Source organism: Amycolatopsis sp. cg13 (assembly GCF_041346965.1).
In the GTDB taxonomy this organism is placed as follows: domain Bacteria; phylum Actinomycetota; class Actinomycetes; order Mycobacteriales; family Pseudonocardiaceae; genus Amycolatopsis.
This window is the reverse complement of the sequence record NZ_CP166848.1, coordinates 2,859,913-2,875,890: the sequence shown is the minus strand read 5'-3', so window position 1 is coordinate 2,875,890 and position 15,978 is coordinate 2,859,913. Positions and strand designations below refer to the sequence as shown.

14 protein-coding genes are annotated in these 15,978 nt (G+C 69.9%); 6 read left to right on the top strand and 8 right to left on the bottom strand.

What is annotated here, in order from left to right; genetic code table 11:
* Positions 1–4: 4 nt before the first annotated feature.
* From pgk to AB5I40_RS12925, 4 genes are all read left to right on the top strand, one after another.
* Positions 5–1,219, top strand: a complete 1,215-nt coding sequence (pgk, locus tag AB5I40_RS12940; protein WP_370938740.1) for a phosphoglycerate kinase — start codon at positions 5–7, stop codon at positions 1,217–1,219.
* Positions 1,220–2,005 (top strand): triose-phosphate isomerase, encoded by a 786-nt coding sequence (tpiA, locus tag AB5I40_RS12935; RefSeq protein WP_370938739.1) that lies wholly within the window; start codon positions 1,220–1,222, stop codon positions 2,003–2,005. It begins immediately after the preceding gene.
* 137 nt (positions 2,006–2,142) lie between these two features.
* The gene (secG, locus tag AB5I40_RS12930) at positions 2,143–2,373 is read left to right on the top strand and encodes a preprotein translocase subunit SecG (protein WP_033292761.1); all 231 of its coding nucleotides are present in this window, start codon (positions 2,143–2,145) and stop codon (positions 2,371–2,373) included.
* A 76-nt stretch (positions 2,374–2,449) separates the two neighbouring features.
* Positions 2,450–2,794 (top strand): RNA polymerase-binding protein RbpA, encoded by a 345-nt coding sequence (locus AB5I40_RS12925; protein ID WP_344267249.1) that lies wholly within the window; start codon positions 2,450–2,452, stop codon positions 2,792–2,794.
* Positions 2,795–3,329: 535 nt separating this feature from the next.
* Here the strand turns inward: AB5I40_RS12925 and AB5I40_RS12920 are convergent.
* Together AB5I40_RS12920 and AB5I40_RS12915 are read right to left on the bottom strand one after the other, a co-directional pair.
* The gene (locus tag AB5I40_RS12920) at positions 3,330–4,532 is read right to left on the bottom strand and encodes a sensor histidine kinase (protein ID WP_370938738.1); all 1,203 of its coding nucleotides are present in this window, start codon (positions 4,530–4,532) and stop codon (positions 3,330–3,332) included.
* Between the two features lie 436 nt (positions 4,533–4,968).
* A complete protein-coding gene (locus AB5I40_RS12915) occupies positions 4,969–5,508 on the bottom strand; it encodes a YbhB/YbcL family Raf kinase inhibitor-like protein (RefSeq protein WP_370938737.1) in 540 nt (179 codons plus the stop codon).
* Between the two features lie 90 nt (positions 5,509–5,598).
* Here AB5I40_RS12915 and AB5I40_RS12910 point away from each other — a divergent pair, with 90 nt between their 5' ends.
* Entirely contained in the window at positions 5,599–6,258 is a 660-nt protein-coding gene (locus AB5I40_RS12910; protein WP_370940505.1) for a GntR family transcriptional regulator, read from the top strand.
* 121 nt (positions 6,259–6,379) lie between these two features.
* Here the strand turns inward: AB5I40_RS12910 and pgl are convergent, their stop codons facing one another.
* Genes pgl through tkt form a run of 6 tightly spaced genes read right to left on the bottom strand, consistent with a single transcriptional unit; the run spans position 6,380 to position 14,543 of the window.
* Complete coding sequence (gene pgl / locus AB5I40_RS12905) at positions 6,380–7,153, bottom strand: 6-phosphogluconolactonase (RefSeq protein ID WP_370938736.1); 774 nt, start codon at positions 7,151–7,153, stop codon at positions 6,380–6,382.
* On the bottom strand, positions 7,150–8,163 hold the full coding sequence (opcA, locus tag AB5I40_RS12900; protein ID WP_370938735.1) for a glucose-6-phosphate dehydrogenase assembly protein OpcA: 1,014 nt from the start codon (positions 8,161–8,163) through the stop codon (positions 7,150–7,152). Before opcA ends, pgl begins: the two co-directional genes overlap by 4 nt.
* Positions 8,160–9,689, bottom strand: a complete 1,530-nt coding sequence (gene zwf / locus AB5I40_RS12895; RefSeq protein WP_370938734.1) for a glucose-6-phosphate dehydrogenase — start codon at positions 9,687–9,689, stop codon at positions 8,160–8,162. Before zwf ends, opcA begins: the two co-directional genes overlap by 4 nt.
* Positions 9,686–11,305 carry a glucose-6-phosphate isomerase gene (locus AB5I40_RS12890; RefSeq protein WP_370938733.1) on the bottom strand — a complete coding sequence of 540 codons (1,620 nt, stop codon included), beginning with the start codon at positions 11,303–11,305 and terminating at the stop codon, positions 9,686–9,688. The genes zwf and AB5I40_RS12890 overlap by 4 nt, the downstream gene beginning before the upstream one ends.
* Positions 11,306–11,315: 10 nt before the next feature.
* Positions 11,316–12,425, bottom strand: a complete 1,110-nt coding sequence (gene tal, locus AB5I40_RS12885) for a transaldolase (RefSeq protein ID WP_370938732.1) — start codon at positions 12,423–12,425, stop codon at positions 11,316–11,318.
* Between the two features lie 18 nt (positions 12,426–12,443).
* Positions 12,444–14,543 (bottom strand): transketolase, encoded by a 2,100-nt coding sequence (tkt, locus tag AB5I40_RS12880; protein ID WP_370938731.1) that lies wholly within the window; start codon positions 14,541–14,543, stop codon positions 12,444–12,446.
* A gap of 438 nt (positions 14,544–14,981) precedes the next feature.
* Here tkt and AB5I40_RS12875 point away from each other — a divergent pair, with 438 nt between their 5' ends.
* Complete coding sequence (locus AB5I40_RS12875; RefSeq protein ID WP_370938730.1) at positions 14,982–15,962, top strand: heme o synthase; 981 nt, start codon at positions 14,982–14,984, stop codon at positions 15,960–15,962.
* The last annotated feature ends 16 nt before the right edge of the window (positions 15,963–15,978 follow it).

Below are 15,978 nucleotides of genomic sequence, written 5' to 3'. Positions count from 1 at the left end.
CCCGATGAGCGTCAAGAACCTCGAAGACCTGCTGGGCGAGGGCGTTCAGGGCCGCTACGTGCTGGTGCGCAGCGACCTGAACGTCCCGCTCGACGGGTCGGCCATCACCGACGACGGCCGGGTCCGCGCCGCGCTGCCGACGATCAAGAAGCTCGCCGACGCGGGCGCGAAGGTCGTCGTCACCGCGCACCTGGGCCGCCCCAAGGGCGAGCCGGACCCGAAGTTCACGCTCGCGCCGGTCGCGAAGCGGCTGGGCGAACTGCTCGGCTCCGAGGTCCCGCTGGCCGGTGACCTCGTCGGCGAATCGGCGAAGGCGCTGACGGCCGGGCTGGCCGACGGCAGCGTCGCTCTGCTGGAGAACGTGCGTTTCGACGCGCGCGAGACCAGCAAGGACGCTGTCGATCGTTCCGAGCTGGCCGCCGAGCTGGCCGCGCTGACGCCGGGCGGGGCGTTCGTCTCCGACGGCTTCGGCGTCGTGCACCGCAAGCAGGCCTCGGTCTACGAGATCGCCGCGGTGCTCCCGGCGTATGCGGGCGGCCTCGTGCTGGCCGAGCTGGACGTGCTGAAGAAGCTCACTGACGACGTCAAGCGGCCGTACGTGGTCGCGCTCGGCGGCTCGAAGGTGTCCGACAAGCTCGGCGTCATCGCGAACCTGCTCACGAAGGTCGACCGGCTGCTCATCGGCGGCGGCATGGCGTACACGTTCCTCAAGGCCAAGGGCTACGAGGTCGGCACGTCACTGCTGCAGGAAGACCAGCTCGACCAGGTCAAGGGCTTCCTCGCCGAGGCCGAGAAGCGCGGCGTCGAACTGGTGCTGCCGGTCGACGTGCTCGCCGCCGAGGGCTTCGCCGCCGATGCGGCGCACGAGGCCGTCGACGTCACCGCCATCCCGGCCGACCGCATGGGCCTCGACATCGGCCCGCGCAGCGCCGAGCTGTTCGCGCAGAAGCTCGCCGACGCGGCGACCGTCTTCTGGAACGGCCCGATGGGCGTCTTCGAATTCGAGGCGTTCGCCGGCGGCACCCGCGCGGTGGCCGAGGCGCTCGTGAAGAGCGACGCGTTCACCGTCGTCGGCGGCGGCGATTCGGCGGCCGCGGTGCGGCAGCTGGGCCTGCCCGAGGACGGCTTCTCGCACATCTCCACCGGCGGCGGCGCCTCGCTGGAGTACCTGGAAGGCAAGGAGCTGCCCGGCGTGGCGGCGCTGGAGGGGAAGAACTAAGTGGCACGCAAGCCCCTGGTGGCAGGCAACTGGAAGATGAACCTCAATCACCTCGAGGCCATCGCCCTGGTGCAGAAGATCGCCTTCGCGCTGCCGGAGAAGTACTACGCGAAGGTGGACGTGACGGTGCTGCCGCCGTTCACCGACATCCGCAGCGTGCAGACCCTGATCGACGCCGACAAGCTCTCCCTCACCTACGGCGCGCAGGACCTGTCGCCGCAGGACTCGGGCGCGTTCACCGGCGACATCTCCGGCCCGATGCTGGCGAAGCTGGGCTGCAGCTTCGTCACCGTCGGGCACTCGGAGCGGCGCGCGATCCACGGCGAGACCGACGAGCTGGTCAACAAGAAGGTCAAGGCCGCGCTCAAGCACGGCATCACGCCGATCCTGTGCGTGGGCGAGGAGCTCGAGATCCGCGAGGCGGGCGAGCACCTCGAGCACACCCGCAACCAGCTCATCGAGGGTCTGAAGGGACTCAAGGCCGAGCAGGTGCAGGCCGTCGTGATCGCGTACGAGCCGGTGTGGGCCATCGGCACCGGCAAGGTCGCGACCGCCGCCGACGCCGAAGAGGTCTGCAAATCCCTGCGCGGGACGCTGTCGGAGAAGTACGGCGACGAGGTCGCCACGGCGGTCCGCGTGCTCTACGGCGGCTCGGTGAAGGCCGGGAACGTCTCCGAGCTGGTGGGCGCGGACAACATCGACGGCGCGCTGGTCGGCGGCGCGAGCCTCGACGGCGAGGAGTTCACCAAGCTCTGCGCGCTCGCCGCCGGTGGCCCGCTGCCCTGATCGTGGGCACTACCGGGTAGCCTGTGTGTTCGGTCCGTCACTAGAGCAGTGGACGAGTCCAGGGGTACGGTGAAGATCCGCACGCTGGTGCGGGTCCGGCCGTACCCCTGCATGCTCCGACAAGCACAGAGGATGACATGAAGCTGTTCCTGCAAATCCTGTTGATCGCCTCCAGCGTCCTGCTGGTGGTGGCCGTGCTGCTGCACCGCGGCCGGGGCGGCGGCCTGTCGTCCCTGTTCGGCGGCGGGATGCAGTCGAGCCTCGCGGGGTCCAGCGTCGCCGAGAAGAACCTCGACCGGATCACGCTGCTGCTCGGGGCCATCTGGCTGATCAGCATCGTGGGTCTCGGCCTCCTGCTCAAGGTATGACCGGGTCCCCGGAAGGGGACTTGCGATCGGCGTGCCTATTGGGGGGCGCGCCGCCGATTCCAACGGGTGAGGATTCATGGTTGGCGGTAACGCGATTCGCGGCACCCGCGTGGGTGCCGGTCCTTCGGGCGAATCGGAGCGGGGTGAATCGGCGCCACGGCGCCGGGTGTCCTATTGGTGTGCGAACGGGCACGAAGCCCGCCCGTCGTTCGCGATGGACGCGGAGGTCCCCGAAGAATGGGATTGCCCGCGCTGCGGGCTTCCCGGCGGGCAGAACGAGCAGAATCCGCCCGCCGCGCCTCGGACCGAGCCGTACAAGACGCATCTGGCTTACGTGAAGGAACGCCGCAGCGACGCCGACGGTGAGGCCATCCTCGCCGAAGCGCTCGAGCGCCTCCGCCAACGCCGCGAATTGATCTGAGGCACGGTTTTTCTCCGGGACCACCGGCTTCCCGTCCGCGAGGGCGAGGGCCGGTGGTTTTTTAGTTCCCGGGCTTGGGCGGTCTGGACCTAGGCGAGGGGTTCAGACCTCTCGGGACGAGGTGGCTTGGGTTCGGCGGAGAGGTTCCTGTCCGGACGGCGGGGCTCAGGCGTCGTCCGGGTGGTCTGGACCGGGGTGATAGCGGTTCAGGCTTCCGCGGGGGCGGGTGGCTCGGGTTCGGTGAGGATGCTTCTGTTCGGGTGGCGGGGCCGCCGCTGGCGTCGTCCGGGTGGTTCAGACCTCTGCAGGGCGGGGCATTCTGGGGTCGTCCGGTGCCCGAGACAGGTGCAGGCCTTTGCGGGCGGGCTGCTCAGTCAGTTCCTGTTCGGACTGCGCTGCCAGCCAGCCTGGGCGGTCTCGGCTTGCGGAGGACACGTCCGGCGTTCTGAGCGATGCCTTGGCACCGGGCAGTTCTTGACCGGTCCAGACCAATTCCCAGTCAGGTCCAGCCAGGTCCAGTAAGGTCCGCCCAGGGTCAGCGGTCCAGCGGATACCGTGCCCGCACCCGGAATCCGCCGTCCTCCGTGCCCGACGTTTCGAAGCTTCCGCCCAGCAGCCGGGCGCGTTCGGCGAGTCCGGTCAGGCCGTGGCCGCCCGACGGGAACGCTTCTCCGGCGCGGCAGGCACGAGCGTTCTCGACCTCGATGTCCAGCGCGCCGCTCGCCGCGTGGATGCGGATCGTGGCCGTCGCGCCGGGGGCGTGTTTGTGGACGTTCGTCAGGCATTCCTGCACCGTCCGGTACGCCGCCGCCGAGACCTGGCTCGGCAGGGTGTCCGGCAGCTGCTCGACGGTCAGCTGCACCGGCACGTCGCACTCGCGGATCAGGTGGTCCAGTTCCCCGATCCCGGGCCGCGGGCCGTCGTCGCCGGAACCGGAGCGCAGCACGCTCACCAGCGAGCGCAATTCCTCCAGCGTCCGCGTCGAGAGCTGGCGGATGACCTGCGCCGTCTCCAGCGCCGGACCGTCCTTGGCCTGGGCCTGCAGTGCGCCGGCCTGCATGGCGATCAGCGTGATCTGGTGGGACACCACGTCGTGCATCTCGCGGGCCAGCCGCGCGCGTTCCTCGGCGCGGACAGCGTCGGCGTGGAAGCGGCGTTCGCGGTCGCGGCTCTTGGCCAGCTCGCGCAGTTTCGCCGAGATCTCCGCGCGCGCCCCGATCAGCAGGCCGATCGCGATCGGCATTCCGGCCACCAGGACGCCGTAGATCCCGTCGAGGACGTGTTCGCGCCAGCTCAGTTCCGCGAACTCCTGCAGCGGCCACCGCACGAACCGGCAGGTGAACACCAAACCAGCGCCGACCCAGGTCTGCCAGTGCAATTGCCGCCGCGTCGCGAGCATGCCCAGGTTGAGCATCGACGCCAGCTGCGCCCATCCGGCGAAGAAACCCGGCGCCGCGGCGAGCACCGCGAGGAACGGGAAGCGCCGCCGCACCACGACCGCGAGACACGCGGCGGCCGACAGGTACAGCGAATAGGGCTGTGCCTTCGGCGGTACGACGAGCCAGACGTCGAGCACCGCCAGCAGCACGACCACCGCTTCGACGGCGATTGTCGCGACGAGGGGTTTCCGGAACACGGCGAACGCGCCCGTCAGGCTGGCGCGCCTGGCTCGCCCGGCGGCTCTCGCTGCGGAGCTGCTCATCGAGATGCCAGGAATCGAGAGTCCCTCAGTGCTCATCGCGGCGACCCCATTCGTCTTGTGGACTTAGTGATGAGATGCTCCGGCCACCCGATCGGGACGCGCGGCGGTGAACAAATGTGCGGATGCTAACGGGAACGTGTGTGTTGCCAGTAAGTTTCACCCAGAGTGGTTCTAGTGGTGTTGTAATCTCCACGACTGCTCCAACAGGATGAACAAAGCGCGGTCGACATCACCATGTGTCGATCACATCACCTTATGTTCACCATACGGCGGTTCCCACATACTGGTGAGCCGCTTTTTGGCGGAGTGTCAGTTGCTCCATTTGCCGCCCAGGTCGGGGCAAGATCCGCGCCACGCGAACAGGGGAGAGATCACCCGTGCGGGTGGGCGGGAAGTGTCGCTGCGCAGTCGAAGGCCGCCGCGGCGTGGCGAGCACGGCGCGGCGGCCTCCGAGTGATCAGCCGGCCGGGGCTTACGCGGGCGTCTCCGCGGTCGCGACGAGCACCGCGCGGCCGAGCACGTGGCCGAACATGGTGAACCCGAGGACGGCGGGCGTCGCGTCGGCGGGGACGCCGATCGACTCGACATCCAGGGCGTGCACGACGACGAAGTAGCGGTGTTCGCCGTGGCCGGCGGGCGGGGCCGCGCCGATGAAACGCGCGGCTCCGGCGTCGTTGCGCAGCTGGAAAGCGCCCTCGGGCAGGCCGGAGCCGGTGTCGTCGCCCGCGCCTTCCGGCAGGTCGGTGACGGCGGCCGGGAGGTCGGCGACGGCCCAGTGCCAGAAGCCGGAGCCGGTCGGCGCGTCGGCATCGTAGACCGTGACGGCGTAGCTCTTCGTGCCTTCCGGCGCGCCGGTCCAGGACAGCTGCGGCGACGTGTCTTTGCCGCCGGGCACGCCGAAGATCCCGGAGAACTGCTCGGCGGACCAGGCCGCGCCGTCGGCGACGGTCGTGCTGGTGACGGTGAAGCTCGGCACCTCGGGAAGGCGCGCGAACGGGGAGTTGGCGGACATTGATTCCTCTCACGGGAAGCGGTACCTGATCGACGATAGCAATGATAATCGATGATTTGTCAGATCGTCTATCGTGAGGGCATGAAGCAGATGCTGTCCGAGCAGATCTACGACCAGGTCCGCGCCGCGATCATGCGCGGCGAGGTCGAGCCGGGGCAGGCGCTGAAACCGCAGGAGCTCGCGGCGCGGTACGAGGTCAGCCTCGCCGTGGTGCGGGAGGCGCTGGTCCGGTTGGTCGGCGAGGGACTGGCGGAACGGCTGACGAACCGCGGCTTCGCGGTGCCGACGCTGGCCGACCGGCGGTGGCAGGAGATCGTCGAGGCGCGCCAGACGGTCGAGCCCGCGATGCTGCGGTTGTCGGTCGCGCGCGGAGACTTGGAGTGGGAGACGCGGGTGCGCGCGGCGGGACACCGGCTCGCCCGGACGCCGATGTATGTGCCGGACGAAGGCAGCTACTACTCCGCTGCTTGGGCGGAGGCGCACCGCTTGTTCCACCGCACGCTGCTCGACGGCTGCGGCAACGCGGTGCTGTTGGAGAATTTCGACCGGATGTGGATGGCGAGCGAACTGGCCCGGCGGTGGACGGTGCACCCGGCGTACCGGCTCCCGGTGGAAGCGGTGCTCGCCCAGCACGAGGAGCTGGAGCGGGCCGCGCTGAGCCGGGATCCGGAGGCGGCGGCCGGGTTGCTGATGGACCACCTCGGGGCGACGGCGACGCTGCTGAGCGGTGCGGAGACGGGGGAGTCGTGAGTGCGTATCGCGGTTAGAACCGGGATACGCACTCACGACACCAAGCGCCCCCGCTTCTCCCTTACCGCGCAACGAAAAAGGCTCCCCGCGCCAACGCGCGAGGAGCCCTTCCCGGATAAACCTACTCGGCCGGCGGCTCGTACACCTTCGTCAGCTTCCCGGCCGCCTCGCGGTCGAGGAGCCACAGCGTCCGCCGGTAGCCACGGGCACCCGAGACGGGGATCTGCGTCTCTGGCGCACCGGCCAGTGCCTGCGCGACCGCGTCCGCCTTGGCCGTGCCCGCCGTCATCAGCCACACCTCGCGGGCGCGGCGGATGGCAGGCAGCGTGAGCGAAACGCGGGTCGGCGGGGGCTTCGGGCAGTCGCGGACCGGGACCACCGAGCGCTGGGTTTCGCGCACCTCGGCGGTTTCCGGGAACAGCGACGCCGTGTGGCCCTCGCCGCCGAGGCCCAGCAGCATGATGTCGAACTCCGGCACGTCGGCACCGGGGCCCGCCGCGTCGGAAAGGACCTTCGCGTAGGCCTCGGCGGCCGCGTCGACGTCGTCGCCGAATTCGCCGTCCGACGGGGCCATCGCGTGCACCCGCTCGGGAGCCAGCGGCACGTGGTCGAGCAGAGCTTCGCGCGCGCCCTTCTCGTTGCGCTCGTCCGAATCCGCCGGGACGAACCGTTCGTCGCCCCAGTAGATGTCCAACCGCGACCAGTCGATCGCGTCCCGCGCGCTCGACTCCCGCAGTTCCCGCAGCACGGCGATGCCGGTGCCGCCGCCGGTGAGCACCACCGACGCCGCGCCCCGGGCCGCCTGCACGTCGACGATCCGCGTCACCAGGCGGGCCGCGGCGGCCGCGGCCAGCAGGTCCGGGTTTTCGTAGACGACGACCTCGGTCCGGCTCATGACGTGCTCTTTTCCGCGGTCTTGCGGGTCGCCTTCGGCTTCGCAGCCGCGGGTTTGGCCGGAGCCTTGGCGGCAGCGGGTTTCGACCCGTTGGACGCGGCGATCTTGTGCAGCCCGTGCAGCGCGGCCTCGTAGATCTCGTCCGGGTCGAGCCGCCGCAGTTCCTCCACCAGGCACTCGGGATTGCTGCGCCGCTGCAACGCGATCCGCCGGGTCGGCTGGCCCGGCTGGGTCAGCGTGCCGACCCGCCCGTCCGGCCGCGTCAGCTCCACCGCGCCCGACTTCCGCTCCAGCTTCACCGAGATGATGCCCTGCGCGCTCGAGCTCTTGACCCGGTGCACCGGTGCCTTGAGGTACTCGGCGAGCCAGCCCGCGAGCAGTTCGGTGGACGGCGAATCGGCCTCGCCGGTCACCGTCGCGCTCGTGATCTTCTCGTACGGTGGGAGGTCCAGCGCCGACACCAGCTGCGCCCGCCATCGGGTCAGCCGGGTCCACGCCAGGTCGGTGTCACCCTCCACATAGGACTTCGCACGCGTGGTGAGAGACCTTATGGGGCTCTTTTCCGCGGCCGAGTCGGTGATCCGCCGCTGCGCGAGCTGGCCGAGCGGGTCCTCCGCCGGAGCCTTCGGACCGGCGCCGGGCCACCAGGTGACGATCGGCGCGTCCGGCAGCAGCAGCGGCACCACGGCGCTCTGCCCCTGCGCGGCCAGCGGACCGTACAGCCGCAGCACGATGACCTCGCTCGCGCCGGCGTCGCCGCCGACGCGGATCTGGCCGTCTATGCGCGGCGCGGCCGTGCGCGCGCCCTTCGCCACGACGATCACCCGCGACGGGTGTTCGCGGCTGGCGTCGTTCGCGGCCTCGATGGCGTCCTCGAGCTTGGCGTCGTCGTCCGCGACGATCACCAGCGTCAGCACCCGGCCGAGCGCGACCTGGCCGCCCTGCTCGCGGATCTCCACCAGTTTCTTGTTCAGCGCCGACGTCGTGGTCGACGGCAGGTCGATGATCACGGACGCCTCCAGTGCCTGCCGGTACGCTCCAGCATCTCGTCAGCGGACTTGGGTCCCCAGCTGCCCGGCGGATACTGCTCCGGCGCGGTGCCGAGCTTCGCCCAGTGCGACAGCACCGGGTCGAGGATTTCCCACGACAGCTCGACTTCCTCGTTCACCGGGAACAGCGACGGCTCGCCCAGCAGCACGTCCAGGATCAGCCGCTCGTAGGCCTCCGGCGACGATTCGGTGAACGCGTGGCCGTAGCCGAAGTCCATCGTGACGTCGCGGACCTCCATCGTGGTCCCCGGCACCTTCGACCCGAACCGCAGCGTGATGCCCTCATCCGGCTGCACGCGGATGACCAGCGCGTTCTGCCCCAGCTCCTCGGTGGAGGTGGAGTCGAACGGCAGGTGCGGCGCGCGCTTGAACACGACCGCGATCTCGGTGACGCGACGGCCGAGCCGCTTGCCGGTGCGCAGGTAGAACGGCACGCCCGCCCAGCGGCGGTTCTGCACCTCCAGCGTCACCGCGGCGTACGTCTCGGTGGTCGAGTCCTTCGCGAACCCGGCTTCCTGCAACAGCCCCGGCACCTTCGTGCCGCCCTGCCAGCCGCCCGCGTACTGCCCGCGCGCGGTGGTCTCGTGCAGCGGCAGCATCGGCTTGGTCGCCGCCAGCACCTTGGCCTTCTCCGAGCGCAGCGCCTTCGGCTCGAACGACAGCGGCTCGTCCATCGCGGTGAAGGCGAGCAGTTGCAGCAGGTGGTTCTGGATGACGTCGCGCGCGGCGCCGATCCCGTCGTAGTACCCCGCGCGGCCGCCGAGGCCGATGTCCTCGGCCATGGTGATCTGCACGTGGTCGATGAAGTTGGCGTTCCAGATCGGCTCGAACAGCTGGTTCGCGAAGCGCAGCGCCAGGATGTTCTGCACCGTCTCCTTGCCGAGGTAGTGGTCGATGCGGAACACCGACTCCTCGGGGAAGACGTCGTTCACGATCGCGTTGAGCTCCTTGGCGCTCTTGAGATCGTGGCCGAACGGCTTCTCGATGACCACGCGCCGCCAGGTGTTCTCGTCGGCCTGCGCGAGGCCCGAACGCGCCAGCTGCTTGGTCACCACCGGGAACGCGCCCGGCGGGATCGACAGGTAGAACGCGGTGTTGCCGCCGGTACCGCGTTCCTCGTCCAGCTCGCGCACGGTCTTCGCGAGCCGGTCGAAGGCGTCGTCGTCGTCGAAAGTGCCTTGGACGAACCGGATTCCTTCGGCGAGCCGGTTCCAGACCGACTCCTTGAACGGCGTCCGCGCGTGCTCGCGCACCGAATCGTGCACCAGCTCGCCGAAGTCCTGGTGCTCCCAGTCCCGGCGGGCGAAGCCGACCAGCGAGAACCCGGCGGGCAGCAGCCCGCGGTGCGCGAGGTCGTAGATGGCGGGCATGAGCTTCTTGCGCGCCAGGTCGCCGGTGACGCCGAAGATCACCAGGCTGGACGGCCCGGCGATCCGCGGCAGCCGCTTGTCGCGGGGGTCCCGCAGCGGGTTGCGCCAGGTGGTCACTGAGCGGCCTCCTGCACTGCCCGCACGAGCTCGGCGAGCCCGGCGGCACGGTCGGTCAGGTGCAGCCGCAGCACCGGACGCCCGTGCTCGGCGAGCACCTGGCCGTCGCCGAGCGCCTGCGCGTGCTGGAGCTGCCCGAGCGTGTACGGGCGGTCCGGCACCGCGAGGTCTTCGTCGACGGCACCGGTGATCTGCAGGAAGCTGCCGTTCTGGTGGCCGCCCTTGTGGTACTGCCCGGTGGAGTGCAGGAACCGCGGGCCCCAGCCGAACGTGGTCTGCACGCCGGTCCGCTTGGCGATTTCGCCGCGCAGCAACGAAGTCGACGCGTCGTCCAGCCGGTCGAGGTAGGCCTGAACGGCGATGTAGCCGCCATCAGCCACCGAACCGAAGAACGCGCGCAACACGTCGGCGAGCTTGCCGTCAGTCGAAACGCCTTCGCTGCCAAAGACTTCGACGGCACCGTCCACAGTGGCCGGTTCTTCGCCGCCCTTCAGCTTCTCCGGGTCGTCCAGCAGCGCACGCGCCGCCTTCTTCGCCGCTTCCACATCAGGCTGGTCGAACGGGTTGATCCCGATCAGCCGTCCGACGAGCGCGGTCGCGAACTCCCACAACAGGAACTGCGCGCCGAGCGGGCCGGTCACCGAAATCTGCGCCGCGCCTTCCGCAGCGCCGATCGCGACGGCGGTCGCGTCCTTGCCGTGGTCGGCGAACCCGGGTGCGTCCGGGCCGTCGACGGCCACCGGCAGCAGGCCGGTGCCGAGCTTGCCGGTGGACTCGGCGATCAACTGCTCCGCCCAGTCCGGGAATCCCTTGATGCCGGAACCGGTGTCGGCCAGCACGACCTTCTCGGCACCCGCTTCATGCGCTGCGCCCCACGCCGCCGCCAGCTGCACGGCCGGGTTCTCGGCGGTGTCCTCGGCGAGCGTTTCCGCCACGGAGGCGGCCTGGTCGAGCAGCCGCGCGACGTCCGCGCCCGCGAGACCGGCCGGCACGAGGCCGAACGCGGTCAGCGCGGAGTAGCGGCCGCCGACGTGCGGATCCGCCAGAAAGGTCTTGCGGTAGCCCTCTTTCTCCGCCAGTTCGGAGAACGGGGAGCCGGGGTCGGTGACGACGACGATCCGTCGCGCGGCGTCGATCCCGGCGTCCGCGAACGCCTTGGCGAAAATCCGGCGGTGGCTGTCCGTCTCGACGGTGCCGCCGGATTTCGACGACACCACGATGACGGTGCGCTCGAGGTCGCCCGCGAGCGCGTCGGCCACCTGGCCGGGGTCGGTCGTGTCGAGAACCGTGAGCGGGACGCCGGCGGTGGCGGTGATGACCTCCGGCGCGAGCGACGAGCCGCCCATGCCGGCGAGCACCACGCGGTCCACGCCCTCGCTGCGCAGTTCCGCGCGCAGCGCTTCGATTTCCCCGATCAACGGACGCGACGACTTGTGCAACGTCGTCCAGGACAATCGGATCGACGCTTCGGACTCGGCGTCCGGACCCCACAGCGTGGAGTCCTTGGCGGCGAGCTTGGCAGCGGCGCCGTCGGCGGCCAGCCGCTGCGCCAGCGGCGCTGCCTTTTCTGCCAGTTCGGCGTCGACGATCACGACGCCGGTTTCGTCCCCGCTCATGGTCTCTGGTTCAGCCCCTCGCTTTGTTCAGCTGCCCGGTCACCGTGTCCAGCAGTTCCTGCCAGGACTTCTCGAACTTCTCGACGCCCTCGGTCTCCAGCGTCAGGAACACGTCGGGCACGTCGATGCCCGCCGCGGACAGCTTGTCGAAGATCGCCTGCGCCTGCTCGCCCTTTCCGGAAACCGTGTCGCCGGTGATCTCGGCGTGGTCGGCGACCGAGTCCATGGTCTTCTCGGGCATCGTGTTCACGACGTCCTTGACCACGAGCTGGTCGACGTACCGGGTGTCGGAGTAGGCCGGGTCCTTCACACCGGTGGAGGCCCACAGCGGACGCTGCGCGTTCGCGCCGGCCTCGGCCAGCGCCTTCCACTGGTCCGTGGCGAACAGCTTCTCGAAGGCCGCGTACGCGAGCCGCGCGTTGGCGATGGCCGCCTCGCCCAGCAGCGCCTTGGCCTCGTCGGTGCCGATCGCGTTCAGCCGCTTGTCGACCTCACTGTCCACACGGGACACGAAGAACGACGCGACCGAGTGGATGCCCTTGAGGTCGTGGCCGTTGGCCTTCGCCTGCTCGAGACCGGCGAAGAAGGCCTTGATGACGGCCTCGTAGCGCTCGACGGAGAAGATCAGCGTGACGTTGACGCTGATGCCCTCGGCGAGCGTCGCGGTGATCGCGGGCAGGCCCTCTTCGGTGGCCGGGATCTTGATCATCACGTTCGGCCGGTCGACGGTCTTCCACAGGTCCTTGGCCTCGGCCACCGTCTTGTCGGTGTCCTTCGCCAGGCGCGGGTCCACCTCGATGGACACGCGGCCGTCGACGCCGTTCGTGGCGTTGTACACGTCGCGGAACAGGTCCGCGGCGTTGCGCACGTCGGTGGTGGTCAGCTCCCGGACGGTGCCGTCGAGGTCCGCGCCGCGCGCGGCGAGGTCGTTGACCTGCTCGTCGTAGGCGGCGCCCTTCGACAGCGCGTTCGCGAAGATCGTCGGGTTGGTGGTCACGCCGACGACGTGCTTGTCGCGGATGAGCCCGGCGAGGTTGCCCGAGTTCAGGCGCTCCCGCGAAAGGTCGTCCAGCCAGATCGAGACGCCTGCTTCGGACAGCTGCGCGAGTCGGTCAGTCATGAGTGCGCTCCCTTCAATTCAGTTCTTGGTGTTGGCGATCGAGCGGCGGGCGGCGTCGACCACGGCTTCGGCGGTGAAACCGAACTCGCGGAACAGCGTCGCGGCGTCGGCCGAGGCTCCGTAGTGCTCGATCGACACGTTCTCGCCGGCGTCGCCGGTGAAGCGCTGCCACGGCATCGCGATCCCGGCCTCGACCGAAACGCGGGCCTTGACCGTCGGCGGCAGGACGGCGTCCTTGTAGTCCTGGTCCTGCGCGTCGAACCACTCGACACACGGCATGGAGACCACGCTGGTGGGGATGCCGTCGGCCTCGAGGGTCTTGCGCGCCTCGACGGCCAGCTGCACCTCGGAACCGGTCGCGATCAGCACGACCTCCGGGGTGCCGTTGGACGCCTCGGCCAGCACGTAGCCGCCCTTCTTGACGCCCTCGGCGTTCGTGCCCTCGAGCACCGGCACGTTCTGCCGGGTCAGCGCGAAGCCGGACGGGTGGTGCACGTCCTCAAGCACGGCCTTCCACGCGTACGCGGTCTCGTTGGCGTCCGCCGGGCGGACGACGTTGAGGCCCGGGATCGCGCGCAGCGCGGCGACCTGCTCGATCGGCTGGTGCGTCGGGCCGTCCTCGCCGAGGCCGATCGAGTCGTGCGTCCACACGTAGATGACCGGGGCCTTCATCAGCGCGGCGAGCCGGACCGGCGGGCGCATGTAGTCGGAGAAGGTGAGGAAGGTCGCGCCGTACGGGCGGGTGCCGCCGTGCAGCGCGATGCCGTTGAGGATCGAGCCCATCGCGTGCTCGCGGATGCCGAAGTGCAGCGTGCGGCCGTACGGGTTGGTCTTCCACATGTCGGTGCCGGCCTCGGCCGGGCCGAACGAGTCGGCGCCCTTCATGGTGGTGTTGTTGCTCTCCGCGAGGTCCGCGGAACCGCCCCACAGCTCGGGCAGCGGCTCGGCCAGCGCGTTCAGCACCTCGCCGGAGGCCTTGCGGGTGGCGATGCCCTTGGCGTCGGGCTCCCACGACGGCAGGTTGTCCGCGAAGCCCTCGGGCAGCGTGCGGGTCGACAGCCGGTCGGCCAGCTTCTTGCGCTCCGGGTTCGCCGCGGCCCACGCCTCGAAGCGCTCCTGCCACTCGGCGCGCTGCTTCTCGCCGCGCTCGATCGCCTGGCGGGTGTGCGCGAGCACGGCCTCGTCGACGTCGAAGTTCTTCTCCGGGTCGAAGCCCAGCGCCTTCTTGACGCCCGCGACCTCTTCCGCGCCCAGCGCCGCGCCGTGCGCCTTGCCGGTGTTCATCTTCGTCGGGGCCGGGTAGCCGATGATCGTGCGCAGCTGGATGAACGACGGCCGCTCGGTCTCGGCCTGCGCCGCCTTGATGGCCGCCTCGATCGCGACGACGTCCTCGCCGCCCTCGACGGTCTGCACGTGCCAGCCGTAGGCCTCGTACCGCTTCGCGACGTCCTCGGACAGCGCGATGTTGGTGTCGTCCTCGATGGAGATCTTGTTGTCGTCGTAGAAGACGATCAGGTTGCCCAGCTGCTGGCGGCCCGCGATGGAAGAGGCCTCGGAGGTGACGCCCTCTTCGATGTCGCCGTCGGAGGCGATCACGTAGATGTGGTGGTCGAAGATGCTCTCGCCGGCGGGGGCGTCCGGGTCGAGCAGGCCGCGCTCGCGCCGCGCTGCCATCGCCATGCCGACGCCGTTCGCGAGGCCCTGGCCCAGCGGGCCGGTGGTGGTCTCGACGCCCTTGGTGTGCCGGTACTCCGGGTGGCCCGGGGTCTTGGAGCCCCAGCGGCGCAGCTGCTCGAGGTCTTCCAGCTCAAGGCCGAAGCCGGCCAGGTACAGCTGGATGTAGAGGGTCAGGCTGGAGTGGCCTGCGGAGAGGACGAACCGGTCGCGGGCGGGCCACTCCGGGTCGGCCGGGTCGTGCCGCATCGTGCGCTGGAACAGCGTGTACGCCAGCGGCGCCAGGCTCATCGCAGTGCCCGGGTGCCCGCTGCCGCAGTTTTCGACGGCGTCCGCGGCCAGCACGCGGGCGGTGTCTACGGCGCGGGTGTCGGTCTCGGTCCAGTCGGCCGGCACGTTGCGCCGGAGCAAGGGGTTGGTCTCGCTGCTAGAGGTTTCGGACACTGAACTCGAACTCCTGCGTCGGTGAAGTGGTGGCTGTATTCCGTGCGTGCCGCTCAGGTGCTGCGGTGTGCGCCCTCAGTTATCTCAATCGATCCCGAAGGGACGATATTCCTGCTGGCGGCGCTGTGCAGGCGGAGCGAGCGGCCCGACGCTGTCACCCTAGTGCGTACGTGCGCGCGCGAGCGCGGGCGACAGCCCTGCGGGTGAGGTGATCCTGCCCGCCTGTCCGTCTCCGGCTACCCGCCGCGGGCGTTCGCGACTCATCGCGGCCCGCGGCGGGCGACGTGACGGAGAAGACATCGCCGGGCGTGTCCCGGACCCGCGGGCATTGGGCCGGTCCGTCACGTCTAACATCGATCGCGGGCCAGGCACGGAAGTTCTCGCGGAGTTCCGCTTTTCTTCCGGGCCGCCCGGCCCAGGACTGACTCAGGGAGAGAAATGTCGTTGGTGAACGCTGCGCACGGACGCAGTGAGGACACCAGCGCCGTACCCCCGGACGGCGGACGGCCGAGCGGGGCCCGGCGAAGCTTCCGCCAGGTGGCCGGCGCGTACGCCGCGCTGGCGAAGCCGCGCGTGATCGAGCTTCTCCTCGTCACCACGATCCCCGCGATGTTCCTCGCCGGGCGCGAGGTGCCGAACCCGTGGCTGGTGGTCGCGACGCTGATCGGCGGCACCATGGCCGCGGGCAGCGCGAACGCGCTCAACTGCGTGATCGACAGCGACATCGACAAGGTCATGAACCGCACCAAGCGGCGCCCGCTGGTGAAGGACGCGGTGCCGCGGCGCAACGCGCTGATCTTCGGCCTCGTCCTGGGCATCGCGTCGTTCGCCGTCCTGTACTTCACGGTGAACCTGCTGGCGGCGGTCCTCGCGATCGCGACGATCCTGTTCTACATCTTCGTCTACACCCTCGGCCTCAAGCGGCGGACGTCGCAGAACGTGGTCTGGGGCGGGGCCGCGGGCTGCATGCCGGTGCTGATCGGCTGGGTCGCGGTCACCGGCACCGTGCAGTGGCCCGCGTTCGTGATGTTCGGCGTGATCTTCTTCTGGACCCCGCCGCACACCTGGGCGCTGGGCATGAAGTACCGCGACGACTACGAGCGCGCGGGCGTGCCGATGCTCCCGGTCGTCGCGACCGCCGAGCACGTGGCCCGGCAGATCGTCATCTACTCGTGGGTGATGGTCGCCTGGACGCTGCTGCTGCTCCCGGTCACCAGCTGGCTGTACGCGACCTTCGCGATCCTCGCCGGCGGCTGGTTCCTCTTCTACGCGCACCGGCTGCAGGCCGCCGTGCACCGCGGCGAGGAAACCAAGCCGATGGCGTTGTTCCACCGGTCGAACACGTACCTGATGATCGTGTTCGTCGCGCTGGCGGTCGACTCGGCGATCGGCTTGCCGGTCCTCGGCCTCCCGTTCTGATCCTTTTTCAGACCCG